This is a genomic window from Salinivibrio proteolyticus, assembly GCF_027286365.1.
In the GTDB taxonomy this organism is placed as follows: domain Bacteria; phylum Pseudomonadota; class Gammaproteobacteria; order Enterobacterales; family Vibrionaceae; genus Salinivibrio; species Salinivibrio proteolyticus.
Genome location: NZ_CP114584.1, coordinates 1,699,312 through 1,724,765, shown reverse-complemented (window position 1 = coordinate 1,724,765; position 25,454 = coordinate 1,699,312). Strand labels below are relative to the sequence as shown.

Genomic DNA, 25,454 nt, shown 5'->3' with positions numbered 1-25,454 from the left:
ATGGAGTATAGGGGCAAATGATCCCAGCGGGTACTCTATTACGTGGAGGGGTTGTGGGTTTTTACATAATCAATAAAGGCACGATCAGCCAAAGACAGATAACCATCCTTACGCCATGCCATTGAGATATCGAGGTTAATCGGCTGAGTGAATGGGATCCCCACAATGCCATGCTCGTGCTCGGTTACCATCTCAAGCAATGCGCTAATCGCAACGCCATGACGCACAATGTTTAAAATCATCGCCAGCAAATTCGTTTCCAAAGACAGCTTGGGGCGTATCGCGTATTGATGGCAAATATGATCCAAATAGTCACGATGGAAATAGCCGGGGCGAAACATGATCAGCTCATGATCGAAAAAGGTCTGATAGTCGAGGGTTTGGTACCCGGCAAGTGGGTGTTCCTCACTGACCACTGCAACCATTTGCGAGGAAATGAGGGGCATGGTTTCTAACGATGAGGGCACATCACTGGCGGTGATCACCGCCAGATCTAGGTCACTCTCCAGTAGCATCTTTCGCAACGAGTGGGTGCCAGCTTCGATAATGGTTAACTTTAAGTCAGGATAGCGTCGCCGAAACCCCATCAATAAGTCCGGAAAAAAGTAGGAACCTAGCATTCCGGGCACACCAATCCGAACCTCGCCTTTTTGCAACCCTTTCAGCTCATCCATTGCGGTGGACGTATCGCGCATCTGTTGCACCACACGATGCGCATGAGTGAGCAGCACTTGGCCTTCTTGCGTTAGCTGAATCCGCTTCTCGCTACGTACGAAAAGGGGCATAGAAAGATGGTGTTCAAGCTTTTTGATCGCGATACTCAACGCAGGTTGCGCAATGTGAAGCTGCTGTGCGGCGTGGGTAAAGCTCCCAGCCTCCGCGACAGCAATAAAGTAACGCAGCTGTTTAATGTCCATGTATAAATAATAGATATGGATAATATAAATTTAATATATTTTATTAATCCCATTGCCGTTGCTAGCATGATCACAACTTAATGAGATGATGAGGTTGTCATGATTGAGCTTGGCTCATCGCGTTACCGATTAACGGCCTTTGCTCTGGCATTCGGCTCCTTCCTTATTTTTTGCAACTTATATCTCTTTCAGCCGATGTTGCCAGTATTTGCGAGCAACGATGGGATCAGTGAAACCCGTGCCAACTGGTTGCTGGCTGCCGCGACCTTAGGTCTTGCCTTCTCACTCGTCCCGTGGGCGGTATTGTCCGAACGACTCGGACGCCGTCCGATTATGCTAGTCAGCCTCTGGATGCTCCCTGCGATCGGCCTTCTGATGGCAGCAACCAACAGCTTTTGGTTGATTGTTGGGTTACGGGCGTTGATGGGCGCAGCATTAGGTGGCTTTGCCGCGGTTGCGGTCGCGTATATGGCTGAAGAATTCTCTGCTAAAGCGTTTGCGATCGCGGTAGGCAGCTATATCAGTGCCAACTCTCTTGGCGGGATATCCGGACGCGTTGCGGGGGGAATGATGACCGATTGGTGGGGCTGGCAAGGGGCGGTGCTAGGAATGGCGGTATTGAGTTTGTTGGGCGTCGCCTTGGTGACGAAACTATTGCCGCGTCAGCAATACTTTACCCAAGGGAATACCTCGTTATTGACTCACTCGCGAGGCGTGCTATCCCATCTTCGTACTCCAAGGTTGTGGCTAGCTATGTTAATTGGCGGTATTAACTTTGCGTTATTCGTCAATTTGTTTTCGGTAATGGCGTTCCGGCTGGTGGCGCCGCCTTATCAATTGCCGGTGAGTTTGGTTTCATCGGTCTTTATCTGTTATCTCGCGGGCACCGTTACATCACGATTGAGTGGACGCTGGGTACTTAGGTTCGGTGCGATTCGTGGCATGGCATTTGGCACTATTGTTGCCATGTTGGGCATATTAGTGACCTTACACCATGACATCACTTGGATGATTGTTGGATTACTGGTGGTTAGTGGCGGGGCATTTTTCACTCACTCTCTCGCTTATGGTTGGGTAAGCCGACAAGCCAATCAGGGTAAAGCGACGGCAACGGCCTTGTATCTGGTGCATTACTACACTGGTGGTAGCTTAGGTGGCTTTTACCTGATTGCCGCTTGGCAACATTATGCTTGGGAAGGTGTGGTGGTCGCTGCGTGCAGCTTGGGTTTTGCTGTACTGGCACTTGTGCTTGCGCTGTACAAGTCAACGGGAAAAAGCAAACCCGCCGCCTCTTCATCAGAAACGGCGTTGAGCCATTAATGGCACTAGCTGGTTTCTAGGGCGCTATTGATATAGCTTGCCGTTTCTCTGGCATCGTTGGGACAGTGCTGGCCGACTTGATATTGACGCGTACAGTTGCGACCTTCTGCTTTCGCTTGATAGAGTGCGCAATCCGCCCGCTCAATTAACGAAGATAGGGTATCGCCAGTTTGATAGCTGGAAATGCCAATTGATGCCGTTACTTTCAGAGGCGCGTCTCTTTCGTCAATAAACACATCCATCGCGCGAATTTCATTCAGCAATCGGTCTGCAATCTGCTGTGCGCTGTCGACATTGCATTTGGGAAGAAAAACGATGAACTCTTCACCGCCAAAGCGACCAAAAATATCTGACTTGCGCAGTCGCTCTTGCACGGCACGAGTGAAGGATTGCAAAACTACATCACCCGCGTAGTGTCCCCATTTATCATTGATACGTTTAAATTTATCCAAATCCAGCAATAGGACCGAGAAAGGAGAGTGCCTGTCTTCACTGATCGCTAAGGCGCGCATCGCTAGTTGCAGAAGCATTCGGCGGTTATAAATACCGGTCAGCGGATCCAGCGTGGCTTGGCGATACAACCTGAGAATCATATGCAACTGTGAGAGCTGTGACCATAACACCATCATGGCAATCACTGTTTGTAGCCAGTAGGACGAAATATTATCCGGATTGAGCAATACACCGCTAAACGAGTCCACCCACAAATGACAGGCGAGGGTGACGCTCATCAGCGTTAAGCTCTCTTTCATGGTGAGCGGGAAAATCGTCAGCATGACTATTTGGATAATGGGCAATAGGGTGTAGCTGTATGAAAAAACACTGTTCTCAGATGGAAAGCCTAATGTATGACTGGCTGAGAAATAAAAAAGGTTGGTGACACAGACCATCGCCATCACGCCCAGCTTGGCCGCTTTAAGGTTATTCACTTTATTGACTGAAAAGCCAATCGCAATCAGGAACGCGGCAAGAATCAAGCGCTGAACGGAAAGTTGCGCCGCGATCGTTTTGTCTCCGAGAAAAAGAAAGTCTGCGGGAGACCAAGCGATGGTAAGCGCCGCCCACACATAGCAAAGCACACACAAGCGACTACGCAAATAGGTACTGCGAGTATTGTTAAAGCTATTGGCATGCTTTTTTGCGCTCCAAAGCTCGAGAAAGGAGATTTGAAGCTTATAGACAACATGACTCATGTTTTCAGTCATTGCGCTCATGTCTGCTCCTGCGTGTACAAAGGTTCCGGTAGCGCGCCTATTTTTGTTATGATCGCGATGTTGTTTTGATTCGTTTTCAATTGTCATAAGTGTGGTGTTTGTGCGCAAACCTTCCAGTTTGTTGTACATATTTACAGTATTTATTCAATCTAATGTGATCCCGCCAGTTATTTACCGTAAGAAGTAGTCACAGTTGCGGGTTTTTTATTGATCGCCATAAGGTGTTGTTTCTATGTACGCGTATGTTGCTCCTTCCCTCGTTTCGGCTATTTTGGGTGCGCAACTGGTCTTGTCGTTGGCATTACTCAAAGGTGAAATCTGTCCGGGCCAGCGAGGCCGTTTCCACCGTGCATATTGGGTGCTGGTGTTCGCATGGGTGATATTGGTTCCATCTAGCTTTTTAGCCACTATACCCTTTCTGTTTTTAGGCTTATTTGCGTTTCGATCAAAAACGGGCAAAACGCGTCACTCCGGTCCCATTCCTTTGCTACATGTCGCAAACTTAACGGCATGTGTTGCATGGTTAATCATTACGGCGAGTCAGGGCTGGATGGTCGCTGTATTTGGCTTGCTGCAAATAGTCCTTCTGGGAGCCAGTGCCGGACACGGCCTTTTAGTCAGAGCCAAATCACGCTTACAAGCGTTTGATAACTTATTGCCTCTGGCGAGCGTACTGGCCTTGATGGCCACGGTATTACTGGTTGCTGTGGCAGCATCGCTCACAACATTCACCACTTTGAATATTAATGCCTTATTTGCAGGGGTTGGATTAGGCTTGTTGGGTATTGCTGCATCCATTTGGCATTTGCTCAAAAACACCAAACCTGCATGGTGGCGTTTAATGATTGGGTTTGGTTTTTTGTTTGCTGCCAGTGTTAGCCTAAACACCATTGTGATGGGATGATTTGGCGAGTGGCCTCGAGTGTTTCTATACTTTAAACCGAGCTTTGTTGACCCAACGGGTTCAGCTGAGAAAAGGAGCGGCCACTATGGACATCAACAATATTCATCGTTTGGATGGGGCAATATTTTTCAGTATTGCGAATGAACGTTTGCGTTTAGAGTGCGATAGCCTTGAATCATTGATGGCTCATTTCGACCTAGACGATGAGCAAATCCGAGACAAATTTAACGACATTGGTTGTGAGTACGATCCGCTAACCAACCAATTGAAATTGAAATAACCGATTGTTTTAGTGACTCACCGTTTTAGCGAAGGCTCACCCAGACCTGGAGTGGGCCTTTTCTGTCTTCCTTGATTAGCATTCTGTTCAAAGTGCGCTGACCTTATTCGTGACAATTGTTTTGTTTTTGTTAAAAAATTGATCGCCCGAGCTGTGAAGCACTACGCTTAATGTGGCGAAATTTTATATAAAAGCGGCCGAATTCTCGGCAACAGGATACAGACAGAAGGACGTTTGGAATGCCGCGACGCGCTTGGAGCATCATTGTGATAACAGTCCTCGTGGGGATAGGTTTCTCTGCGCTGACTGGACATTTGCTGTTCCAGTCTGAGCAAAATGCGATTCGCAAAGAAGTCCAAAAAGATGTCAATAATGCTGCTATGGCACTGGGCAGGGAAGTCAACCTTGGTCTCGAGTTGCTGTACGCAGTGAAAAATCATTTTGATGCGGGCCATCGCCTCAGTGCACGCAACTTTCAACCGATGACATCAGGTGTATTGGAGCGTCACCTAAGTTTTAAGTCGATTGAGTGGGTGGATATAGTGATGCATCATCAACGACGGCACTATGTTCAAGATGCGATGCAAGAAGGCTCTCAACAGAGAACGGATATTGTTGAGTTTGATGAGACAGGAGCATTGATCCCCGCTCAGCGAAGAGACATGTACTTTCCTATCCGTTTTACGTCGAGCGCGAGCAGTAATCAGTCGGTGATTGGATATGATATGGGATCGACTGCCGTGACTCGCCAAGCGCTTAAAACCAGTTTCAACACCGGAGTGCCTGTTGCAACGCCTGCGACGACGGTCAAAAGGGCGTATGGCAGCGTACAGGGCTTTTTGCTGATTATGCCGATTCTCCGTGACCCAGAACAGTTAAGTGGCGAAGAGACGAGTGACCTTCGCGGCTTTTTAGTCGCGGTCATTGATATTGGAGAGCTTGTTAATCTCGCGATTAATACGGTGATTAATGATGGGATTAACTTCTCACTTAATGATATTACCAATGAGCGAAACCCTCAGCTTTTGCATAGCGAAATAGCCACTCTCAGTTCACCGGTGAACAAGACGTTAACCCAGCAGTCACTCCCGGTATTTTTCGCAGGCAGAGAGTGGCAAGTGGAAGGATATCCAACCGCTGAGTATGTGGAAGCACGCCAGTCCTACATGCCTTATTGGGTGTTCGCTGCAGGCACCATCATTTTTATCATCATCAGCTATCTGCTCTATCGACTACAACAGAGAACCTTAACCGTGCAGGCACAGGTTGATCAGAAAACCCGTGCATTACGAGACGCAAACACCAAACTCGAGTCGATGACGAAGTGTGATGGTTTAACCGGACTGTATAATCGCAGCCATTTTGAAGCGGAGTTAGAACGTGAGATTCAGCGAGCACTGCGAGAAGAAACCCCGCTGAGTTTAATGATTGTGGAAGTTGAGCGTTTATCGGATTACAACCTAAAGTATGGCCGTTTATCCGGCGATCAAGTACTTCGCCGTCTGTCAGAAGCATTAGACAATATGCTGAAGCGCCCGGGTGATTTGTTATGCCGATACAGTGGCAGCCAATTTGTCGCAATACTACCGCGCACAGAGGGCGCCCAGCGACTGGCTGAGGAGTGCTTACTGACGGTAAAACGCTTGCAGCTACCGTTTGAACGGGAAGAGGGTGCCATGTTAGTCGACGTTTATGTCGGTGGGGTAACGCTGAGTGATCACGAGCAAATGACGGTGGCGAGAATGTGCTCTTACGGGGAGATAGCCCTCGCTCGGGCAAGAGCGGATGAACCAGAACGCTGGCATTGGATGGAGATAGAATAAAGCGGCGCCCGAAGGCGCCGTTCGGTTTATCTATGGCGTGTTGCTTTGCACGGTTTTAAACGTCAGCGTCGTCTTATGGTTAGTAAGTGTTAGCTGATTGTCGGTTATGTTGATTTGACTCCAGTTGTTGAGTACGTCACTGACTGTGAATTCCATATCCATCGCTTGAGAGGCACATGCCATACGTGTGCTCGCCATCCGGTCGATACGAAAACGGCTGTTTTCGAGCTGGGCATTACCAAAATAGCGGTTACAACCGGTATAACCACTCGCGACCATATCAGTGCTAACCGTAAGGGTTGGTGCCTCTTCCGCATTAATGGCTTGGTCATCGACCATCGCCAACTGCCACTTTTGAGCGATATTCTCAACGGTGATCGCGTTTTGGTTTGACGGGCCAGCGGTGAAATCGTTGCTGCAAGCGGTTGCACCGATGCTCGCCAACGTAGCGACTAATAACACTTTTTTCATGATGATTTCCTCCTACACGGGAGAGGTGACCTGATGGGTCTTATTGTGGCAATGAAGTGATGCATCAATGTCAATTTCTTGTCTATTTTTGTTCCGCGTAAAAAAAGGCCCCGGTAGAGGGGCCAAGATATACCATCGCGTGAATTATTATCGTTATGTTTGGAGTTAGAAACCGATGCAAACAAGTGCCTAATTAGTTAATCACAACTCTATGACACTTTGTTGGCAGCGACGTATTTAACCGAAATCACCGTTCACATAGCCTCGCGTTCGGTCATCTTGTGGCTGTGCAAAGAGCGTGGCAGTTTCATCATGCTCCACCAGCTCTCCCATCAAAAAGAACGCAGTGCGGTCGGAAATACGACGGGCTTGCTGCATGGAGTGCGTCACAATGACAATGGTGTAGTCTTGTTTTAGTGACTCCATTAAGTCTTCAATTTTTTTCGTCGCGATAGGATCGAGGGCAGAGGTGGGTTCATCCATCAAAATCACTTCTGGCTCCATCGCAATCGTGCGAGCAATACATAGGCGCTGTTGCTGACCGCCAGAAAGCCCAAAAGCATGGGCCTTGAGACGATCTTTCACTTCATCCCACAATGCTGCGCCACGCAGTGATTTTTCAACCACGGCATCTAGGTGCTTTTTATCTTTAATGCCTTGAGCACGTAAGCCATAAGCGACATTGTCGTAAATGCTCATCGGGAAGGGGTTAGGTTTTTGAAACACCATGCCCACTTTAATCCGAAGGCCAGCCACATCGATATTGCCATAGATGTCTTGATCATCCATGGTGAGTCGACCGTCAATTTGGACACCTTCAATTAAATCGTTCATGCGATTCAAGCAGCGCAAAAGTGTTGATTTCCCACAACCTGAAGGGCCAATTAGCGAAGTGACACGCTTAGCAGGAATGGGCAAGTTGATGCTTTTAAGCGCGTGGTTTTCACCGTTACCGTAATAAAGATTTAAATCATTGATTTCAAATTTGTTCATGTCGGGCCTCAGAATGCGTTAATAAGTCGCTTTATTGAATCGGCGTGCAATGAGTTTGGTTAGCATGTTGATAACCAGCACGACAACAATCAGTACGGTGGCAGTGGCGTAGGCTTGGTGCCACTCATGGACGGTGTAAAGCTCTTGCGTGAGCTTGTACAAATGCACCGTAAGCGTGCGTCCTGAATCAAGCAATGTATCAGGGATACGCGCCACCATACCGGCAGTGAGGAAAACAGGTGCAGACTCGCCAATCACGCGCCCCACACTCAGAATGATTGAGGTGATAATCCCTGGCATCGCGCTGGGCAGGATTAACTTCCAAATGGTGTAGATTTTGGACGCCCCGAGTCCGTACGACCCCTCGCGATAGGTTTGAGGAACAGCCATTAAAGCTTCCTCAGTGGTACGGATAATTACCGGAAGGATCAAAATACTGAGCGTCAAGGCACCGGAGAGAATCGAAAAGCCGAGCCCCAGTACCGCCACAAAAAACGTGAGGCCAAACAGACCAAAGATAATCGAAGGAATGCCTGCCAGTGACTCGGTACAAAAGCGGATGACTTTGACTAGCTTACTGCCCACTTTCGCATATTCGGTGAGGTAAATCGCGGTCATGATCCCCAGTGGTGCCGCAATGGTAATCGAGGCCAGTACCATATAGATGGTGGAGACAATCATCGGCCAAATCCCGGATGACTCACCAATGCGCGTGTAGTCGCTGGAAATAAATGACCAGTCAACATACTGCAGGCCGTTGCTCAGAATGTACCAGATTATCCAGAACAGAAAGCCGACGGTTAAACCTGCTGCTGTCCAAATAAACCCTAAAGCTAATTTATCTTGTAATTGACGTGACAACATAACTTATCTCGCTTTCTCGCGGTTCAGGTAAAGCAGCGCGCCGTTGAGTAACATAATGAAAATCAACAAGACGACACCGGTCGCGTACAGGGCACTGGCATGCACGCCCGTGGCATAAGACATTTCTAATGCGATATTGGCGGTAAGAGTACGCGCGGAATCGAGAATCCCTTCTGGCATCGCTGGGGCATTACCCATCACCATAATGATCGCCATGGTTTCACCCAATGCACGTGCGATCCCTAAAATCACACCCGTCATGATCCCGGAGCGAGCAGCAGGCACAAGCAGCTTAAAAATCGTAAACATCGATGATGCGCCAAGTGCGAGAGAGCCTTCTTTATAGGCTCGAGGTACGGCGCGTAGTGAGGTTTCAGACACCGTAATAACCGTTGGTAAGATCATGACGGCCAACACGATGACACCGGCAAGCAGAGTGTTGCCCGCTGGAACATTAAAGATGTCTTGGATCAACGGGACGATGATGACCAGACCAAAGAAGCCATAAACCACCGATGGAATGCCTGCGAGGAGCTCAACCGCCGGGCGGATGATGTTGGCGAGCCATTTCGGTGCGACTTCTGCGATAAAGACAGCGGTGAGTACGGCGACAGGCACACCCAAAAGGACAGCCCCTGCGGTGGAGGCCAATGACGCCACAATCATGGGCGCAATGCCGTAGAGCGCGGGCGGAAGCCACTCGCTACCAAAGACGATATCGGTGAAGCCAGCGGCAGAGAGTGCAGGAATACTCTCGCGGAAAATGAAGTAGCCAATGGTGGCAAGTGATAACACGCCTACAATGGCACTGAATAAAAACAAGGCGTGAAAAATCTTTTCTCGCCAGTCAACTCGAGTGCGTTTAGTGAGACTCGAGTCCGAGACATTATTTACCTGTTCGGATGCGATGGTCATGATAACAACTCCATGCCAAAAATGGCTAAGGATGTAACAAAAGAAGGCCCAGCCATTTGCTGGGCCAAAAATCTATTTACTTAACAGCGATATAACCTTGGTTTGCAACAATCTTCTGGCCATCAGCAGACAGTACCCAGTTGAGGAAGTCGTCTGCGGCTGCTGAGGTAGTGCCTTCTTTATGAAGTACTAAGAAAGGGCGTGCGACCTTGTAGTCACCGGCTGCCACGGCTTCAGTGGTCGGTGCATGACCGTCTACACTCAGTGCTTTTAGGGAATCATCCACAGAGCCTAGCGAGATATAGCCAATCGCGAGTGGGTTGTTGGCGACAATGGTCTTCACGACGCCGTTACCATTTGCGACTTGTGCTTTTTGTGAAATCGCTGACACTTTCATGCCGTTCACTTTGCGTTTCAGACCCATGATGCTTTCAAATGCACCACGCGTGCCTGAAGCTGTGTCACGTGTCACCAGAACGATAGGTTTGTTTTCGCCACCGACGTTTGACCAGTTGGTAATTTCGCCACGATATATTTTAGCGATTTGGTCAGCAGTGAGGTTTTTGACGCCGTTGGCGTTATTGACAACAACCGCGATGCCGTCGCGAGCAATCACAGTTTCTTTAAGTGACGATTCTTTTTCAGAGGCTTTCAACTCGCGAGAAGCCATGCCGAAATAGCTGGTGCCGTTTTTAGCGGCTTTGATACCTGCTGACGAACCCGTGCCTTGTACTTCGATGTAGGTGTCTTGGTGTTGCTGATGATAGGTTTCAGCCAACACTTCCATGACTTCGGTTACTGACGTTGAGCCAGAGATTGAAACAGTTTCTTGTGCACTTGCTGAGGCAGAGAACATGGCACCTGCCATCACGATGGCGCCAAAGACCTTAGATTTCATATCGTATCCCTTATTTGCGATGAGTCGCGGTTTGTTGTTTCGAACGAGAGGCACTTTAGGAAAGAAACATGACAAATATGTTTCATTAACTTGAAGCCTTGATGACGGCCAACCGATTTGACGTCACATCGAAAAGAAAAAAACAGACCTTGTGGAATGAATCAGACATGCAAACCTCCCGTGTTCACTTGGCTTGACACTTAAGTGCGCATTTATGGGTCAAGTAGTAAAAGCCATAGTATTCACAAGGTGTATTTTTAAATGATTAACGTTATTCTTCTATTAAATGACAGCACTGATCCGTTCGCGGGCAATGTGTGTACTGAAAAGAACAACTTAGGCCAGACCTAAAAGGAATCCATCATGGCATTGAGCGATGCTGCAAAAAAAGTTCAGGAAGCGCTGGTTGCTCGTGGTATTGAGACACCGATGACAGCAAAGTCAGCGTTGTCTGCGGCAGAACGAAAAGAAAAAATTGAATTTCACATGCGTGAAATCCTGCAATCTATTGATCTTGATTTGACTGATGACAGCTTGGCGGAGACACCAGCAAGAATCGCAAAGATGTATGTGGACGAGATCTTCTCGGGCTTGGATTACACGCAGTTCCCTAAAGTAACCATGATTGAAAACAAGATGGGTTGCGACGAGATGGTACGTGTGAAGGATATTTCAGTCACCAGTACCTGCGAGCACCACTTGGTGACCATTGATGGGCGCGCAACGGTTGCCTATTTACCGGATAAGAAAGTGATTGGGCTATCCAAGATTAATCGCATTGTTCGTTTCTTCGCTCAACGTCCCCAAGTACAAGAGCGCTTAACGCGTCAGGTGCTGGTGGCATTGCAAACCTTACTTGAAACCGACAATGTCGCCGTTCGTATCGAAGCAACACACTATTGTGTGAAATCGCGTGGGGTGATGGATGCGAACAGTGAAACAACTACCACAGCGTTAGGTGGTCAGTTTAAAAAGAATGCCGCGACGCGCGCTGAATTCTTGCACGGTATCAATTAGTAAGCGAGACGCGTAGTAAGCGAAACGATAAAAAAACGCCCCCATCGCGAGATAGTGGGCGTTTTTTATCGCCTCAATGCTGAGCTTAATCGGTAAGCGACGATGAAACGACCAAGGGATAACTATTCAAACTGCTTGGCAATATCGTGGAACTGGCGGACTTTGTCGCGCAGCTCTGCACTTGCTTGTGAGACATCATTCACTTCATTGAGGTTTTGCTGCGATACCGACTCAATGGCATGGATATCACGATTAATATCATTAAAGGTCTGCAGTTGCGCCTGTGCTGAGTGATGAGTTTCACTGGTACGCGCCACCACATCGTCAATCGCCGTCGTCACCGCGTTCAAGCTGACAATGCTATGTTCTGTGGTATCGACACATTGTTGGGTTTGCTCGTGACTGACATGGATCTGCGCTTGCCATTGTTGAATGGTTTCGTGCATCTCTTGGATGGATTGCTGAATTTGTTCCGTAGCGCCTTGCGTGCGGCTAGATAGGGCGCGTACTTCGTCTGCGACAACCGCGAATCCGCGGCCTTGTTCACCGGCGCGTGCGGCCTCAATTGCGGCATTTAAGGCCAATAAATTCGTCTGCTCAGCGATACCACTGATTTCACTCATGGAATCGGTGACCCGCTCTGCGGTGACAGAAAGCTGCTGTGTCGCGGATAACGAGCTTTCAGACTGCTTGGCTAGGGCTTGAAGCTGCTCACCGGTTTGATGAAGCAGCGCTTGTGTCTCTTGGCTTTGTTGCTGTACTGATTGCAGTAGCTCAGCACTTTGCTGCGCGTTCTCTAACACTTTATTGGCTGAGTCTGAGGCATGGTCAATATTGCTGGCCACTGAGGTGATTTGATGGCTTTGGGTATTGATCGCCTGAGAAACACGCTGCGAAAGGGCGCTCAAATCATCAGAAAAACGATTGAGAGACAAGGAGGCATCCAACATACGGCCGAGGATGGTCCGAATCCGCGCTTGCAGCATCTTAATCTTGTAATCGGCGATTGAACTCAAGCCAGTTCCTGCATAAATATAGCGGCTAATACTGTCATAGTCGGCTTGATAACCACGAATTAAAGCGGGCAGAGTCAACAGCTCATCACGAAATAGAGCACCCAATATGGCTGGCATAGCGACAGCGCTGGCGATATCCCACCCATTGATATTGGGATCAAAGGCGAGGGAGAGCGGCGCAACAGCGAGGCCGGCGACAAGTAGTGCCAGTTTAGCGGCGCCGGGAATGCTCTCAATGGAGAAACCACCCAGTGATTTGCCTCCTTTTTCGGCGGCACATAGCTTTTTGTAGATCTGGGCAGCACGGTGTTTCACCGCGGGATCTGGCTTGACCCGCACCGACTGATAGCCTGTTACCTGACCGCGTTCATAGATCGGGGTCACGTAAGCATCAACCCAGTAATAATCGCCGTTCTTACAGCGGTTTTTAACGATACCGCGCCAAGGTTGATTGGCTTTGAGGTTCCGCCACATGTCGGCAAAAGCGGCCTTGGGCATATCAGCATGGCGAATGATGTTGTGGGGTGCCCCCATCAATTCGTTGTCGTCAAAGCCAGCAATGCGAATAAATTCGGGATTACAGTAGGTGATAACGCCACGTTTATCGGTGGTCGAGACGAGGCGTTCATCGTCACCAAATACAACTTCATTACCACTCATAGTATTTATCTTTCTGGTCACAGTTCATAAGAGCCTTATTAGTTTTAGTCTAGCGGCTATGGGCTTTTTAATGATATTTTTGTTAATACAATGTTGCTTCAATGAGTGCATCGACAAAAAAAAGGGCCTGTCGGCCCTTTATGACATTTCGATGACAGTGGCGCTTAGTCTAAAACCTTTGCGATGGCAGTGCAAAGTGGCCCCATATTGGTGTGCGTCATACCCGCTACATTGAGGCGGCCTGAGCCGACGATATAAACACCGTGTTCGGCTTTTAGCGCGTTCACCTGATCTTTGGTCAAGCCAGAGAAAGAAAACATCCCATTTTGTTGCTCGATAAAGCTAAAGTCGCGATTCACGCCTTTTTCTTTTAGAGTTGCTACAAACTCGGTGCGCATGGTTTTAATACGATCGCGCATATCAGCAAGTTCTTGATGCCATTCTGCTTTTAGCGTGGGGTTATTGAGGATCTCTGTCACAATACCTGCACCGTGGGCTGGTGGGTTAGAGTAGATCACGCGCGCGATGGCTTTCACTTGGCTAAAGGCGGTTGTGGCTTGTTGCTGATTTTGTGCGACCAGAGTAAAGGCACCCACACGCTCGTTATACAAGCCAAAGTTTTTCGAGAAAGAGCTGGCGATCAGCAGCTCTGGGCAGGTTTGCGTAAAAATACGTAGACCAGATGCGTCTTCTTCAACACCTTGCGCAAAGCCTTGATAGGCAAAGTCGAACATCGGCAGTAAGCCTTTGCGCTGACATAGCTCAGCCAAGACTTTCCATTCCGCATCGGTCGGATCAATACCGGTTGGGTTGTGACAACAGCCATGTAGCAAGACCACATCACCACTGTTTGCTTTTTCAAGATCCGCGACCATGCCAGCAAAATCTTTGTCATTCTTCGCGGCATCGTAGTAGGTGTATTCAGCTAGAGGTAGGCCTGCGGCAGTAAACACGCCCTTGTGGTTGGCCCACGTTGGGTTACTGATCCACACTGTGACATCACCGAGGTGGCGCTTAATAAATTCCCCAGCAAGGCGTAACGCCCCGGTGCCACCCGGCGCATGTGCAGTTTGAGCGCGTTTATCTTTGATAACTGAAGCCTGTTCACCGAATAGAAGCTGCTGAACGGCAAGGCCGTATTCCGCAGTGCCTGGGATGCTTAGATAGGATTTGGTGCTCTCTTTTTCGAGCAGCAATGCTTCGGCTTTTTTAACGGTTTTCAGCACAGGAGTTTCGCCGTGCTCGTTTTTGTATACGCCGACCCCCAAGTTGATCTTCGTTTCACGAGGATCCGCTTTAAATTCTTCAGTCAGTCCTAAAATGGGGTCGGCGGGAGCGGCAGAAATTTTCTCAAACATTGGTGTCGTCCATGGTTAATGATGAATGAAACTCAGGCTGGGATCGTTATACCACTTGTTTTCTTGGATAGAAACCGCCAGCCATGCCTAGAGATACCAAGCGTAGCAATAGGCAAGAAAAAGGCTGCGTACTCGCAGCCTTCGAATGGTTTTTTACTTAGAAGCTCGCGTTACGTGGCGAACGAGGGAATGGGATCACGTCGCGGATGTTGCTCATACCAGTAACGTAAGATACCAAACGCTCAAACCCGAGGCCGTAGCCGGCGTGAGGCACGGTGCCGTAACGGCGCAAGTCGCGATACCACCAGAAATCTTCTTTCTCGAGGCCCATTTCTTCAAGGCGCTGATCCAGCACCTCAAGACGCTCTTCACGCTGTGAACCACCGATAATCTCACCAATGCCAGGCGCCAATACGTCCATTGCAGCAACGGTTTTGCCATCATCGTTCATACGCATGTAGAAGGCTTTAATATCTTTTGGATAGTTCTTCACCACAACAGGTGCGTTGAAGTGTTCTTCTGCTAGATAGCGCTCATGTTCGGAGGCGAGATCAATACCCCATTCGACAGGGAACTCGAACGTCTTACCGCAGTTTTCCAAGATAGTGATCGCGTCAGTGTAGTCAACTTGGGCAAAATCAGCTTCAACAAATTTCTCAAGGCGCGTGATCGCCTCTTTGTTGATGCGTTGCTCGAAGAACTGCATGTCGTCACGGCGCTCTTCCAACACGGCCTTGAAGACGTATTTCAGCATGGCTTCTGCTAGCGCTGCAGCATCATCAAGATCGGCAAAGGCCACTTCAGGCTCTACCATCCAAAACTCGGCCAAGTGACGGCTGGTGTTAGAGTTTTCAGCACGGAAGGTTGGGCCAAAGGTATAAACTTTACTCAGCGCACAAGCATAGGTTTCAGCGTTTAATTGACCGGATACGGTCAAGAAAGCTTCTTTGCCGAAAAAGTCTTGGTCGAAGTCGACATCGCCTTGCTCTGTTTTTGGCACATTGGCCATATCCAGTGTCGATACGCGGAACATTTCACCGGCGCCTTCACAGTCTGATGCAGTGATCAGCGGGGCAGACATCCAGTAGTAGCCTTGCTCGTGGAAGAAACGATGAATAGCTTGAGAAAGGGTATGACGTACACGAGCAACCGCACCAATCACGTTGGAACGAGGGCGCAAATGAGCCACTTCACGCAAGTACTCAATTGAGTGACGCGTCTTGGCCATCGGATAAGTGTCTGGATCGTCAACCCAACCGACTACCTTCACGGCAGTGGCTTGTAGCTCATACGCTTGACCTTTCCCTGGTGATTCCACCACATTACCGGTCACTTCAACAGAACAGCCTGCTGTTAAACGCAGAACGTCTTGCTGATAATTCTCCAGCTCATTGGGGACCACGGCCTGAATAGGGTCGAAACAAGAGCCATCATAAATGGCGAGGAAAGAAATACCGGCTTTGGAATCTCGGCGAGACCGAACCCAACCGCGAACAGTCACTTCAGTGTCGACTGCCGCCTTGCCGCGCAGGACGTCTACTACAGGCGCGTATGTCATAATTCGCTTCTATCTCCGTTTAGGGCAACTCGGTGGTCAATGCCACCGAGAAAGTGGATTTGCAAGTTAGACTAGCAAGTTTACCTGTATCTTGTGTAGCTTCAAGGCTTGAGGCGGTCTGAAAGTTGAAATTGTCCAATTAATCCTTCTAACTGTTCAACCAGTTGTTCGAGATTTGCACTGATTGCTTTCACTTCATTCGCATTATTGGCGGTATCGTTAGCGTGATTTTGAATCCGGCCGACTTGCTCGAGTAAGGCGTCAGTCATTTGTGCTTGATGTTGGCTTTGTTGGCTAATGTCGTCCGTATTATTGTTCACGGTGGTCACTTGCTCAGCAATATCCGCCAAGGCGTCAGAGAGTTGCATCACCGTCTCGGCACGTTGATTCGCGCTTTCTGTGGTGGCTTCGACTGCTTGAGCGGAGGCTTCACTGCCTGAGCACAAGTTTTCAATAATGGTTTGGATTTCCCCGGTTGCATCATGGCTACGGCTGGCCAAGTTACGTACTTCTTCAGCGACCACGGCGAAGCCGCGACCTTGTTCACCAGCGCGAGCGGCTTCTATCGCCGCATTCAGCGCGAGTAGGTTAGTCTGCTCAGCGATTTCGCGGATCACGCCCAAAATGGTTGTCACTTGTTGGCTTTGCTGGTTTACATCCAAAATCTGGCTGCGTACTTGACCAATATCATCCATCAGTTTGCGGATATCATTGGCGGCGACGTTGGCCAGTTCACTGCCTTGATTGGCGCTACCGGCAGCAGACTCGCTCAATTGTGCAGCCTCGCTCGTACGGCTTTGAATGTCATGTTGATGTTGCTGAACATCGTTGATGGCCACAGACATTTCATTGGTTTCATGACGTTGGCTATCGGCGAGTTGGTCGGTATGCCCAGAGACGCGAATGAGGTTTAACGCTTCAGACGACAGCGTCTCTGAGGTACGTTGCACCTGTTGTAAGCTCGCAGAGAAATTATCGAGTAATTGGTCACAGCTGTTACATAACTCGCCAATCTCGTCATTGCGTTTGTCATTCAAACGCTCAGCCAAGTTTTTGTCGCGACTCGTCCGCTTCATAAAGGCCGATACATGCTTGAGGGGTGACACCACCCAACGACGGATCACAGTCAGTGAGATCAGAAAACCCAATACGGCGATACTGCCCATGATCCCGGCAGTGATCAGCATTTCTTTATCAATGGTGCCATAGAGCGGCTGTAAGTCATATTCGAGTCGAATAACGCCCAGCACGGTTCCCTCTTCGGCAACATGACATTGTAGGCAATTGGTCCCGCGATAATCACTGCTGGCTTTCATTGGCAGTGCCACAACCAACCCCTTGCCGGATTCAGAGTCAAAGGTTTCAACAATGGTCTCGCCATCAAGTGCACGTTGGTCAATATTATCTTTTGGGGCTTGTTCAGGGTTGCCTGGACCGAAAAAGCGGGTGATCGCTTCTGCCCGAATAACACGTGCCTCTTCAATACCTTTGTGTGAAAGCATTTTATCACGCAGTGTATTGCGTTGGCTGATTGTGCCGGTCAGCATCAACATATTCAGGCTATCGAAATAGTTGGATGCTTTATCGAGCGTTTGTTCACTGACTATCGAGGTCATCAGCGCTTTTTGCTGATGTGATTGATAGGCCAACGAGGTCACAAGCACCAGAGCGAAGACGAGAAAAAGCGAAAGGAGAAGTTTGCTCGCGAGAGTCATGCGCATGAGTCAACCGTTTGTTATTAAATTATATGTATGTCAATTGAATTCTGTCAGATCTATGTTAAACCGTGTCTCACCAGATGCCGCGATTCCCATATAAAATGTGTGATTTCATCGACGTAAATTGTCGCACCTTTGCGACGGGCAACGGTTTGCGTTGGCTATAATCGCGCTGATCTCAGGGATAGAGATTGTGTCGGTCAGGGAAGTTGAGTAGCATGCGCCATCTTGTTGTTGATGGGATTTGGCAGTATGACAACTGAACTGTTTAAAGAATTTACCTTTGAGGCCGCACACCACTTACCGAATGTGCCAGAAGGACATAAGTGTGGGCGTTTGCACGGTCACTCGTTTATGGTGCGTTTGTATGTTGAAGGAGAGGTTGACCCACACACAGGCTGGGTGATCGACTTCGCTGACATCAAAGCCGCTTTCAAGCCTATCTATGATCGTCTTGACCACTACTATCTCAATGAGATTGAAGGGCTGGAAAACCCAACCAGCGAAGTGTTGGCGCGTTGGATTTGGCAACAGGTCAAGCCAAACCTGCCTTTATTAAGTAAGGTAATGGTGAAAGAAACCTGTACCGCAGGCTGCACTTATCGCGGTGAATAAAAAAGAGCCGAGTATCATCACTCGGCCCTCTTATCGATACACTTCATATCGGCTAATACGATGGCTCCCATTGGCGCTAAGCAATGTTTAAATATTTGTGCGTTTGTATCGACAAGCGCCAGCCGCGCGCAATACAGGTATCAATACATAGCTTGGTGGCTCGCGGCTTTTGACTGACCGGTTGTAGCGCAATGGTTGCCTTCGGTGACGGTGGGCAGTGCTCAAGTAGGGTATCTAACTGTGCAATGTCTTTCTCGGTGCCCACAGGATGTTTGATTTCGTTCGCGCGCGCCATCGCACTGGCCAGTACCGGTAATTTGCCGCGCATATTGATTTTAGGTGATACCGTGACCCAAGTCTGCGGACTGGCTTTAACCTCGTACGTGCCACTGGTTTCAATTTGGCACTGACACCCAACCGCTTCTAGCGCCTCGGTTAAGGGCACCAAGTCGTATAGGCAAGGCTCCCCCCCAGTAATCACAATGTGTTTAGCCTGATAGCGTTGGGTGATTTCTGTCGCAATATCTTTCGCACTCAGCCAGCACCAAGCAGGCGAGTCTTCTGACTTATCGATAATAAATATCTTGTCTTGCTGATCGTTATCATCGGTTTCCCATGTTTGCTTGGTATCGCACCAAGCGCAGCCGACAGGGCAACCTTGCAAGCGGACAAAGACGGAGGGCACGCCAGTAAATGTGCCTTCTCCCTGAATAGTTTCAAAAATTTCGTTTACTCGGTACATCATGCTTTCTGGCGGTTCGATTCGACGGCGCATTATGCCAATTTATCCTCCGCAGATCTTGCTTTTTCACGATTGATTGGATTTTTACCATAGTTACTAAATCGTATGGTTTCGTGAGGCTAAACGCGATTTTCACACCTTAAAGTGATAGATATCACGCGGCGACCTTATTGTGCTTCACAATTAGTTCGCAAAGTAAAAAAATTCAATTATACGCATCATCATGAATAGGATCGCCAGATCCCAGCAGTAATAGGACAGGGCATGATTATTGGGCAGCCGGGGCATATTGATCATATCAAGCGCAAAAATGCCGGCACAGTGTACAACTTGATCGACCGCTTTGGGCCTATCTCGCGCATCGAGCTCTCCAAACGCAGCCAGCTGGCACCTGCCAGCATTACTAAAATTGTCCGTGAGCTAATGGACGCACACCTTGTCAAAGAAACACAAATTCAAGAAACCAGTATGCGTGGTCGACCCGCCGTTGGGTTGATGCTGGACAATGACGGGTGGCAATTCTTATCGATGCGTTTAGGGCGCGGTTACCTCACGATGGCTTTGCACTCGTTAAGCAGTGACATTCTGGTACAAGAGCGCCATGAGTTGGCGGTGATGCCTCAAGAGGCCTTGCTAGCGACCGTTGTCGAGTACGTTAAAGCCTTCTTTTCGCGTCATCATGAAGTGGTGGATCGCGTGACAAGCATCGCGGTGTCGTTGCCGGGTTTAGTGAATAGTGCGCAAGGAACGGTCATTCAAATGCCGCACTTTGAGGTTAGCCATATGCCATTGGGACCCGTCCTGCATCGAGAAACAGGATTACCGGTTTTTGTGGGTAATGATACCCGCTCGTGGGCGCTGGCTGAAAAGTTATTTGGTAACGCGAAAGAATCAGATAGCGCGGTGCTGATTGCCGTTCACAATGGCGTTGGGGCTGGGATCATCCTAGAAGGAAAAGTACTCCAAGGGCGCGTGGGGAATGTTGGTGAGCTGGGTCATATTCAAGTGAAGCCATTTGGTAAGCGATGCTTTTGTGGCAACTATGGCTGCTTGGAAACCGTAGCAAGTTTAGCCGCGGTCATTGAGCAGGTGGAAACCTTGCTCGCAGAGGGGCACCCTAGTCAATTGCGCGGTAAAACCCTCACTATCGACGCGATTTGTGATGCCGCCGTCGCCGGTGATGCGTTGGCGCAACGCGTGATTACAGAGCTTGGCCATCACCTAGGGACAGCGATCGCCATCGTGGTGAATTTATTTAATCCGGAAAAAATATTATTCGGCGGCGAGTTTAACCGGGCGAAATCGGTGCTCTATCCAGCAATCATGGAATGCTTAAAGACGCAAACCATCCCCTTATACAGCCAAAACTTAGTGCTAGAAGAAAGTTATTTCTACACGCAAGCGACCATGCCGGGCGCCGCGATGGTGAAACAAGCCATGTACGACGGCAAACTACTCATGAAGGTACTGGAAGGCTAAAGCTAGAAACGAGGCTATAAACGAAAAAAGCAGGTGCCAAGCACCTGCTTTTTGTGTCAAGCCTGAATGGGAGCGCTATCCGCCTTGTGCCGATAAAACGCCCTTTATGGCTTATCCGTTTTTACGCTCTTCACCCATACAGGCTGCGGCGGTAAAGACTACGTCTGTTGAGCTATTAAGCCCCGTTTCTGCCGAATCTTGCAACACACCAATGGTAAAGCCAACACCGACCACTTCCATAGCAATTTCGTGCGGGATACCAAACAAGTTACACGCCAGTGGGATCAGCAAGAGCGAGCCGCCTGCAACGCCTGAGGCACCGCACGCAGACACCGCGGCAACAATGCTAAGCAGAATTGCAGTGGCAATATCCACTTCAATTCCCAAGGTATGTACCGCGGCGAGTGTAAGAACCGTGATGGTGATTGCCGCGCCACCCATGTTGATCGTTGCCCCGAGTGGAATCGAGACAGAGTAAGTATCTTCATCAAGCTTGAGCTTACGGCACAGCTGCATATTCACAGGGATGTTCGCGGCTGAGCTGCGGGTAAAGAAGGCGGTAAGGCCACTTTCACGCAGGCAGCGGAAAACCAATGGATACGGATTTTGGCGCGTTTTATAAAACACGATCAGTGGGTTAACGATCAACGCGATCGTTGCCATACTGCCAAGGAGCACGCCAAGCAAATGAATGTAGCCAAGCAGCGCATCAAAACCACTTTGTGCCAAGGTGTTGGCGACAAGGCCAAAAATACCGATGGGCGCAAAACGGATCACGAAGCGCACAATCATAGACACGCCTTCAGACACGTCAGAGAAGACGCGTTTGGTCTCGCTTGATGCATGGTGTAAGGCAATGCCCAAACCAATCGCCCACGCGAGAATACCGATATAGTTACCGGACATCAGAGCGTTGACTGGGTTATCGACAATATTAAAAAGCAAGGTGTTTAATACTTGGGTAATGCCTTCCGGTGGCGCGACAGCTGCATCGGTTGCGGCAAACTGTAAGGTCGTCGGAAACAAAAAGCTCATGGTAACCGCGGTCAAGGATGCCGCCAGCGTGCCGAGCAGGTAGAGGAAAACAATCGGGCGCATGTTGGCGCGCTGACCTTTCTTTTGGTTAGCGATAGAGGCAGCAACCAAAACGAAGACCAAAATGGGTGCAACTGCTTTCAGTGCGCTAACAAAAAGCTTACCAAGTAAACCTGCTGTGCTCGCCAACTCAGGCGACAGATAGGCGAGTACGCCCCCAGCAAGAATACCTATAACGATTTGAAGTACCAACGAGTGACCTCGGCTGATACTGGCGAGTTGTGTTTGACTCATGTGTGTCTCACTTCACTGTGTTTTTTATCAATGGCTGTTAATGAATCGTTAGAAGTGGGGAATTAAACCAGTTTGATTCACCCTATGTAAAGTGAAAATTGATACTTTGCACTAGTTAGGTGGGATTCTGTCAGTCAGTTGGCATTAAATGAAAGTTTCTTTAGTGTAATTATTCTGTTATCACGGCGCTAGATGTGAGGAAATCGTTTTAATGCGCCGAGCATTTGTACGCATTTATTGTCTTGAACAGCATAAAAAAAGGCGGCTTTCGCCGCCAAAGATAGGATAACAACTAGCACAAGGATTTTTAGTAAATCGCATGACCCACGGTATTAAGTAGCTTACTTACGCCCTTGGTGAAGTGCAGTGGCGCATTCGCGACCGTGTAACACAGACACCCGTCTTTGGTGGAGGGGGTGTGATGATGTCGACTATCCAACAAAATAAAGTCACCCGGCGAGTATTGCCCGCTTTCATCTTCAAAGGTGCCATCGAGTAACAGCGTCAGCTCATAGCCTTTGTGTGTATGGGCTGGAACCGAGCCGCCTTCGTCGATATGTAAGAAACTCGCACGTGTGGCGCCTTCTTCAAGATTCAGCCTAGCGCGTTGCACCTTGCCGAATGATAACCAATTCGAATCACTAAAACGCTGCAGTGCGCGTGGTAGTGTGTAGGTTTTGTCTCCAACCCGAATCTCGTTAGAGCGAGCGACTTGAATGCGTGATGCCTCGTCTTGTTCAGGGGCGTCAAAAATCGCACTCATCATGTCCGCTTCTAGATCATCGTCCCAAGGCAGAGTGCCTGCCGCGAACTCGTGATCGGTCTCAGCCTCTTCAAACGCGGCTAATGCTAGCGCTTCTTCTTTCGCACTCACATGCTCACGGCATTGTTGACATAATTCAACGTGTGCAGAGAGAGCAATCGCCATGGATGTCGGTAATTGGCCGGCTGCAAAGGCATCCAGCAGTTCGGAAGAAGGATGATATTTAATCATTGTTGACCTCCAGATGATTGCGCAGCTTCTCGAGCCCGAGTCGCAAACGCGACTTCACGGTCCCTAATGGAACATTAAGTTGGTCCGATAGCTCTTGGTGGGTGAGTTGCTTTAAGTACACACCACGCACCACCTGTTGTTGTACTTCAGGTAATTCATCAATGAAGGATAATAATTCCTGATCCATCATGTGCTGAGCACCTGAGTCGGTTTCATTGTCTTGTTGACCGGATTCCAGTATCGGCCAAATCTCGTCGCTAAAATTATCTTCGCGGTTCGATTGCACCTTACGAAGCATATCGAAGCTGATGTTACGCATGATGGTAAACACCCAGGTCGTTGCCGCCCCTTTCTCGGCGTTGTAAAGATGGGCTTTTCGCCACACCACCAACATGGTTTCTTGGACTAGCTCCATCGCCTGTCCGTCCGCGCGTAGATGTTTGGTTCCATAAGATCGGATCTTCGGGCCAAAAAAGCGAAACAAACGCTCAAAGGCGACACGGTCTCGCTGTTCCGCAACGCGTAATAATAGCTCCGCCAACTCTTCCTTCGTCACGTCAGTCATTGTGGTACGTGTATTCCGTCTCGAGGTTGAAGCTTCAGTATACATGGTTTGAGGCGCAGTCATAGTTGAGTCCTATCTGTCAGTGCCGTCCATCTGACACCCCAATACGCACCACAAATCATTTGGATCACTCGACGTGTTCTTCAAGCAGTTGGTGAATGAATTGCTTGGCCTCATCGGCAGAGTCTTGTGCGATAAACCATTGTCTTTGCGCACTCGTGAGGGGCAGAATCTCTAACCAACGCTGACACGCCCAGGTGACATCCTCGAAATGAGGCTGTTCATACTGCTCGGCGTGATCAGGATGGGCAGCAAATATGTGCTTGAGGCTGGTGGCAATGCGCGCTTGCACCTCATCGTCCGTATTATCGACATAATCATCGTGTGGCCAATCATGCAGGGTACGTATTTCACCCAACCACAATTTGTCGGGCGCTTGTTCGGTTGACATAATTTCCACCCGTTGTCGGCCCGCAATGGTTATGCCCAGCAATCCATCGGGAAGCGTCTCGAAATCAACGATATCGACCAAAGTACCGTATTTATAAAGCCGCTGACCTTGCATCATTGCAAGGACAAACCCTTCTCCGTTGGCGGTACATTCGCGTACCAACCGTAAATAGCGGGGTTCAAAAATACGTAGTTTTGCTCTGCCACCCGGTAACAAAAAGAGGGGCAAAGGAAACAGCTTGGTCATATCCGCGCCTCCTGATAATCGATTGAACATGCTGACTAATACGCGCCCTTAGCGACAAGCGATCAAGCGTCCAGAGAATCGCAGAAACAATGATTGACATATTCTTCTCATTTGGCAGTATAGATGTCTAAGTGGCTTTTCGGAAAGGATTACCGATTGATGAAATCTCTACGTGCTTCTTTTATTCTCATACTCGGACTCACGCTCACGCTGGTTGGCTGTTCAGAATCACAAGATAAGGTGATCAAAATTGGCGCCACAGTGGGGCCGCATGCACAGGTGGCTGAAGCGGTTGCCAAGCAAGCAAAAGCCGAAGGTATTGCGGTCGAGGTGGTCGAATTTTCCGACTATATTTCCCCCAATGCTGGCTTGGCGGATGGTAGCTTAGATCTAAACAGTTACCAACATCAGCCGTTTTTGGATAACTACAACCAAAACAACGGTAGCCAGTTGGTATCGATGGGACGTTCCATTTTGATGCGGATGGGGATCTACTCTGATCGCGTTGAGCATGTTGATGCGCTGCCGAATGGCGCACAAATTGCGATCCCCAACGATCCTACCAACGCGGGACGCGCATTGTTATTGCTGCAAGAGGCGGGGTTAATTACCTTAGCCGACAGTGTCGGCTTTAAAGCTACCTTGCAAGATATCATCGCCAATCCTAAACAACTCGAATTTGTTGAGGTTGAGGCGGCACAACTGCCACGCAGCTTACAGGATGTCGATGCGGCGGCGATTACCATGAACTATGTGATGTCATCGGGATTAAGCCCGAGTGAGCAAGGTATTTTCTTGGAGTCGAAAAATGCTCCCTTGGCGGTGATGGTTGTGGCCGCCCGCGAAGAAGATAAAGACAACCCCGACCTACAACGTTTGGTGGCGCTGTTTCAGTCTCAACAAACCCGTGACTTTCTTGAAAAGACATTTAAAGGGACGATTGAACCCGCTTTTTAAATGCGCGTCGCGCTCAATAGTTAAGATGCCCGATTCGTGAAACCGTATCGGGCTTTTTGGATCCATCGCATGCCTTTTATTTGTGCCATGTTGCCAGTCTTGCTGACATGCGATCTTTGTCGTTAGCCGCGCTTTCCGCCATCCAACCCA

24 protein-coding genes are annotated in these 25,454 nt (G+C 49.0%); 8 read left to right on the top strand and 16 right to left on the bottom strand.

Features of this window, described 5'->3' with window-relative positions; translation table 11 throughout:
* Positions 1-38: 38 nt before the first annotated feature.
* Positions 39-917 (bottom strand): LysR family transcriptional regulator, encoded by an 879-nt coding sequence (locus N7E60_RS08165; protein ID WP_269597112.1) that lies wholly within the window; start codon positions 915-917, stop codon positions 39-41.
* 99 nt (positions 918-1,016) lie between these two features.
* Here N7E60_RS08165 and N7E60_RS08160 point away from each other — a divergent pair, with 99 nt between their 5' ends.
* Positions 1,017-2,237: an MFS transporter gene (locus N7E60_RS08160; protein ID WP_269597111.1), complete on the top strand. Its 1,221-nt coding sequence runs from the start codon at positions 1,017-1,019 to the stop codon at positions 2,235-2,237.
* A 5-nt stretch (positions 2,238-2,242) separates the two neighbouring features.
* On the opposite strand, the gene N7E60_RS08155 is transcribed toward N7E60_RS08160, so the two are convergent.
* A complete protein-coding gene (locus tag N7E60_RS08155; RefSeq protein WP_269597110.1) occupies positions 2,243-3,451 on the bottom strand; it encodes a GGDEF domain-containing protein in 1,209 nt (402 codons plus the stop codon).
* A gap of 232 nt (positions 3,452-3,683) precedes the next feature.
* On the opposite strand from N7E60_RS08155, the gene N7E60_RS08150 reads away from it, so the two are divergent.
* The 3 genes from N7E60_RS08150 (at position 3,684) to N7E60_RS08140 (ending at position 6,458) form a co-directional block, all read left to right on the top strand.
* Complete coding sequence (locus N7E60_RS08150) at positions 3,684-4,355, top strand: hypothetical protein (protein WP_269597109.1); 672 nt, start codon at positions 3,684-3,686, stop codon at positions 4,353-4,355.
* 85 nt (positions 4,356-4,440) lie between these two features.
* The gene (locus N7E60_RS08145) at positions 4,441-4,635 is read left to right on the top strand and encodes a DUF4250 domain-containing protein (protein WP_069587103.1); all 195 of its coding nucleotides are present in this window, start codon (positions 4,441-4,443) and stop codon (positions 4,633-4,635) included.
* A gap of 266 nt (positions 4,636-4,901) precedes the next feature.
* Complete coding sequence (locus N7E60_RS08140; RefSeq protein ID WP_269597107.1) at positions 4,902-6,458, top strand: CHASE domain-containing protein; 1,557 nt, start codon at positions 4,902-4,904, stop codon at positions 6,456-6,458.
* A gap of 30 nt (positions 6,459-6,488) precedes the next feature.
* Here N7E60_RS08140 and N7E60_RS08135 read toward each other — a convergent pair whose 3' ends face one another.
* The 5 genes from N7E60_RS08135 to N7E60_RS08115 all read right to left on the bottom strand — a co-directional run bounded on the left by N7E60_RS08135 (position 6,489) and on the right by N7E60_RS08115 (position 10,599).
* On the bottom strand, positions 6,489-6,929 hold the full coding sequence (locus N7E60_RS08135; protein WP_269597106.1) for an META domain-containing protein: 441 nt from the start codon (positions 6,927-6,929) through the stop codon (positions 6,489-6,491).
* Positions 6,930-7,166: 237 nt separating this feature from the next.
* Complete coding sequence (pstB, locus tag N7E60_RS08130) at positions 7,167-7,922, bottom strand: phosphate ABC transporter ATP-binding protein PstB (protein ID WP_069587106.1); 756 nt, start codon at positions 7,920-7,922, stop codon at positions 7,167-7,169.
* 18 nt (positions 7,923-7,940) lie between these two features.
* Positions 7,941-8,786 (bottom strand): phosphate ABC transporter permease PstA, encoded by an 846-nt coding sequence (pstA, locus tag N7E60_RS08125; RefSeq protein WP_269597104.1) that lies wholly within the window; start codon positions 8,784-8,786, stop codon positions 7,941-7,943.
* Positions 8,787-8,789: 3 nt separating this feature from the next.
* Complete coding sequence (gene pstC, locus N7E60_RS08120; protein ID WP_069587109.1) at positions 8,790-9,701, bottom strand: phosphate ABC transporter permease subunit PstC; 912 nt, start codon at positions 9,699-9,701, stop codon at positions 8,790-8,792.
* Between the two features lie 76 nt (positions 9,702-9,777).
* The gene (locus tag N7E60_RS08115; protein WP_069587111.1) at positions 9,778-10,599 is read right to left on the bottom strand and encodes a phosphate ABC transporter substrate-binding protein; all 822 of its coding nucleotides are present in this window, start codon (positions 10,597-10,599) and stop codon (positions 9,778-9,780) included.
* A gap of 360 nt (positions 10,600-10,959) precedes the next feature.
* Between N7E60_RS08115 and folE the strand changes: the two genes are divergently transcribed.
* A complete protein-coding gene (folE, locus tag N7E60_RS08110) occupies positions 10,960-11,616 on the top strand; it encodes a GTP cyclohydrolase I FolE (protein ID WP_069587112.1) in 657 nt (218 codons plus the stop codon).
* 122 nt (positions 11,617-11,738) lie between these two features.
* On the opposite strand, the gene N7E60_RS08105 is transcribed toward folE, so the two are convergent.
* The 4 genes from N7E60_RS08105 to N7E60_RS08090 form a co-directional block, all read right to left on the bottom strand.
* Positions 11,739-13,292 carry a methyl-accepting chemotaxis protein gene (locus N7E60_RS08105; protein WP_269597102.1) on the bottom strand — a complete coding sequence of 518 codons (1,554 nt, stop codon included), beginning with the start codon at positions 13,290-13,292 and terminating at the stop codon, positions 11,739-11,741.
* A gap of 164 nt (positions 13,293-13,456) precedes the next feature.
* Positions 13,457-14,650: an amino acid aminotransferase gene (locus N7E60_RS08100; RefSeq protein ID WP_269597099.1), complete on the bottom strand. Its 1,194-nt coding sequence runs from the start codon at positions 14,648-14,650 to the stop codon at positions 13,457-13,459.
* 157 nt (positions 14,651-14,807) lie between these two features.
* The gene (gene asnS / locus N7E60_RS08095; RefSeq protein ID WP_269597098.1) at positions 14,808-16,208 is read right to left on the bottom strand and encodes an asparagine--tRNA ligase; all 1,401 of its coding nucleotides are present in this window, start codon (positions 16,206-16,208) and stop codon (positions 14,808-14,810) included.
* Positions 16,209-16,309: 101 nt separating this feature from the next.
* Positions 16,310-17,929, bottom strand: coding sequence for a methyl-accepting chemotaxis protein (locus tag N7E60_RS08090; RefSeq protein ID WP_269597097.1), 1,620 nt, complete (start codon positions 17,927-17,929; stop codon positions 16,310-16,312).
* A 249-nt stretch (positions 17,930-18,178) separates the two neighbouring features.
* Between N7E60_RS08090 and queD the strand changes: the two genes are divergently transcribed.
* Complete coding sequence (queD, locus tag N7E60_RS08085) at positions 18,179-18,541, top strand: 6-carboxytetrahydropterin synthase QueD (protein ID WP_077455681.1); 363 nt, start codon at positions 18,179-18,181, stop codon at positions 18,539-18,541.
* A 76-nt stretch (positions 18,542-18,617) separates the two neighbouring features.
* Here queD and queE read toward each other — a convergent pair whose 3' ends face one another.
* Positions 18,618-19,283, bottom strand: coding sequence for a 7-carboxy-7-deazaguanine synthase QueE (gene queE, locus N7E60_RS08080; RefSeq protein WP_269598565.1), 666 nt, complete (start codon positions 19,281-19,283; stop codon positions 18,618-18,620).
* A 264-nt stretch (positions 19,284-19,547) separates the two neighbouring features.
* Here queE and mlc point away from each other — a divergent pair, with 264 nt between their 5' ends.
* Complete coding sequence (gene mlc / locus N7E60_RS08075; protein ID WP_077455670.1) at positions 19,548-20,762, top strand: sugar metabolism global transcriptional regulator Mlc; 1,215 nt, start codon at positions 19,548-19,550, stop codon at positions 20,760-20,762.
* 111 nt (positions 20,763-20,873) lie between these two features.
* Here the strand turns inward: mlc and sstT are convergent, their stop codons facing one another.
* The 4 genes from sstT to N7E60_RS08055 form a co-directional block, all read right to left on the bottom strand.
* Complete coding sequence (gene sstT, locus N7E60_RS08070; protein WP_269597092.1) at positions 20,874-22,091, bottom strand: serine/threonine transporter SstT; 1,218 nt, start codon at positions 22,089-22,091, stop codon at positions 20,874-20,876.
* A 307-nt stretch (positions 22,092-22,398) separates the two neighbouring features.
* Complete coding sequence (locus tag N7E60_RS08065) at positions 22,399-23,085, bottom strand: ChrR family anti-sigma-E factor (RefSeq protein WP_269597091.1); 687 nt, start codon at positions 23,083-23,085, stop codon at positions 22,399-22,401.
* Entirely contained in the window at positions 23,078-23,713 is a 636-nt protein-coding gene (locus tag N7E60_RS08060) for a sigma-70 family RNA polymerase sigma factor (protein ID WP_077479724.1), read from the bottom strand. Before N7E60_RS08060 ends, N7E60_RS08065 begins: the two co-directional genes overlap by 8 nt.
* A gap of 64 nt (positions 23,714-23,777) precedes the next feature.
* Complete coding sequence (locus N7E60_RS08055) at positions 23,778-24,347, bottom strand: LON peptidase substrate-binding domain-containing protein (protein ID WP_269597090.1); 570 nt, start codon at positions 24,345-24,347, stop codon at positions 23,778-23,780.
* Positions 24,348-24,506: 159 nt separating this feature from the next.
* Between N7E60_RS08055 and N7E60_RS08050 the strand changes: the two genes are divergently transcribed.
* Entirely contained in the window at positions 24,507-25,304 is a 798-nt protein-coding gene (locus N7E60_RS08050; RefSeq protein WP_269598564.1) for a MetQ/NlpA family ABC transporter substrate-binding protein, read from the top strand.
* Positions 25,305-25,454: the final 150 nt, after the last annotated feature.

Excerpts from the sequence above, each read along its gene's own strand:
- N7E60_RS08065 (WP_269597091.1), bottom strand. The coding sequence starts at position 23,085 with ATGATTAAATATCATCCTTCTTCCGAACTGCTGGATGCCTTTGCAGCC.
- N7E60_RS08145 (WP_069587103.1), top strand. The coding sequence starts at position 4,441 with ATGGACATCAACAATATTCATCGTTTGGATGGGGCAATATTTTTCAGT.
- queE (WP_269598565.1), bottom strand. The coding sequence starts at position 19,283 with ATGTACCGAGTAAACGAAATTTTTGAAACTATTCAGGGAGAAGGCACA.
- queD (WP_077455681.1), top strand. The coding sequence starts at position 18,179 with ATGACAACTGAACTGTTTAAAGAATTTACCTTTGAGGCCGCACACCAC.
- N7E60_RS08090 (WP_269597097.1), bottom strand. The coding sequence starts at position 17,929 with ATGCGCATGACTCTCGCGAGCAAACTTCTCCTTTCGCTTTTTCTCGTC.
- N7E60_RS08105 (WP_269597102.1), bottom strand. The coding sequence starts at position 13,292 with ATGAGTGGTAATGAAGTTGTATTTGGTGACGATGAACGCCTCGTCTCG.
- N7E60_RS08135 (WP_269597106.1), bottom strand. The coding sequence starts at position 6,929 with ATGAAAAAAGTGTTATTAGTCGCTACGTTGGCGAGCATCGGTGCAACC.
- N7E60_RS08060 (WP_077479724.1), bottom strand. The coding sequence starts at position 23,713 with ATGACTGCGCCTCAAACCATGTATACTGAAGCTTCAACCTCGAGACGG.
- N7E60_RS08055 (WP_269597090.1), bottom strand. The coding sequence starts at position 24,347 with ATGACCAAGCTGTTTCCTTTGCCCCTCTTTTTGTTACCGGGTGGCAGA.
- N7E60_RS08150 (WP_269597109.1), top strand. The coding sequence starts at position 3,684 with ATGTACGCGTATGTTGCTCCTTCCCTCGTTTCGGCTATTTTGGGTGCG.
- pstA (WP_269597104.1), bottom strand. The coding sequence starts at position 8,786 with ATGTTGTCACGTCAATTACAAGATAAATTAGCTTTAGGGTTTATTTGG.
- N7E60_RS08050 (WP_269598564.1), top strand. The coding sequence starts at position 24,507 with ATGAAATCTCTACGTGCTTCTTTTATTCTCATACTCGGACTCACGCTC.
- pstC (WP_069587109.1), bottom strand. The coding sequence starts at position 9,701 with ATGACCATCGCATCCGAACAGGTAAATAATGTCTCGGACTCGAGTCTC.
- asnS (WP_269597098.1), bottom strand. The coding sequence starts at position 16,208 with ATGACATACGCGCCTGTAGTAGACGTCCTGCGCGGCAAGGCGGCAGTC.
- pstB (WP_069587106.1), bottom strand. The coding sequence starts at position 7,922 with ATGAACAAATTTGAAATCAATGATTTAAATCTTTATTACGGTAACGGT.
- N7E60_RS08100 (WP_269597099.1), bottom strand. The coding sequence starts at position 14,650 with ATGTTTGAGAAAATTTCTGCCGCTCCCGCCGACCCCATTTTAGGACTG.
- N7E60_RS08115 (WP_069587111.1), bottom strand. The coding sequence starts at position 10,599 with ATGAAATCTAAGGTCTTTGGCGCCATCGTGATGGCAGGTGCCATGTTC.
- N7E60_RS08165 (WP_269597112.1), bottom strand. The coding sequence starts at position 917 with ATGGACATTAAACAGCTGCGTTACTTTATTGCTGTCGCGGAGGCTGGG.
- N7E60_RS08160 (WP_269597111.1), top strand. The coding sequence starts at position 1,017 with ATGATTGAGCTTGGCTCATCGCGTTACCGATTAACGGCCTTTGCTCTG.
- N7E60_RS08155 (WP_269597110.1), bottom strand. The coding sequence starts at position 3,451 with ATGAGCGCAATGACTGAAAACATGAGTCATGTTGTCTATAAGCTTCAA.
- sstT (WP_269597092.1), bottom strand. The coding sequence starts at position 22,091 with ATGAGTCAAACACAACTCGCCAGTATCAGCCGAGGTCACTCGTTGGTA.
- mlc (WP_077455670.1), top strand. The coding sequence starts at position 19,548 with ATGATTATTGGGCAGCCGGGGCATATTGATCATATCAAGCGCAAAAAT.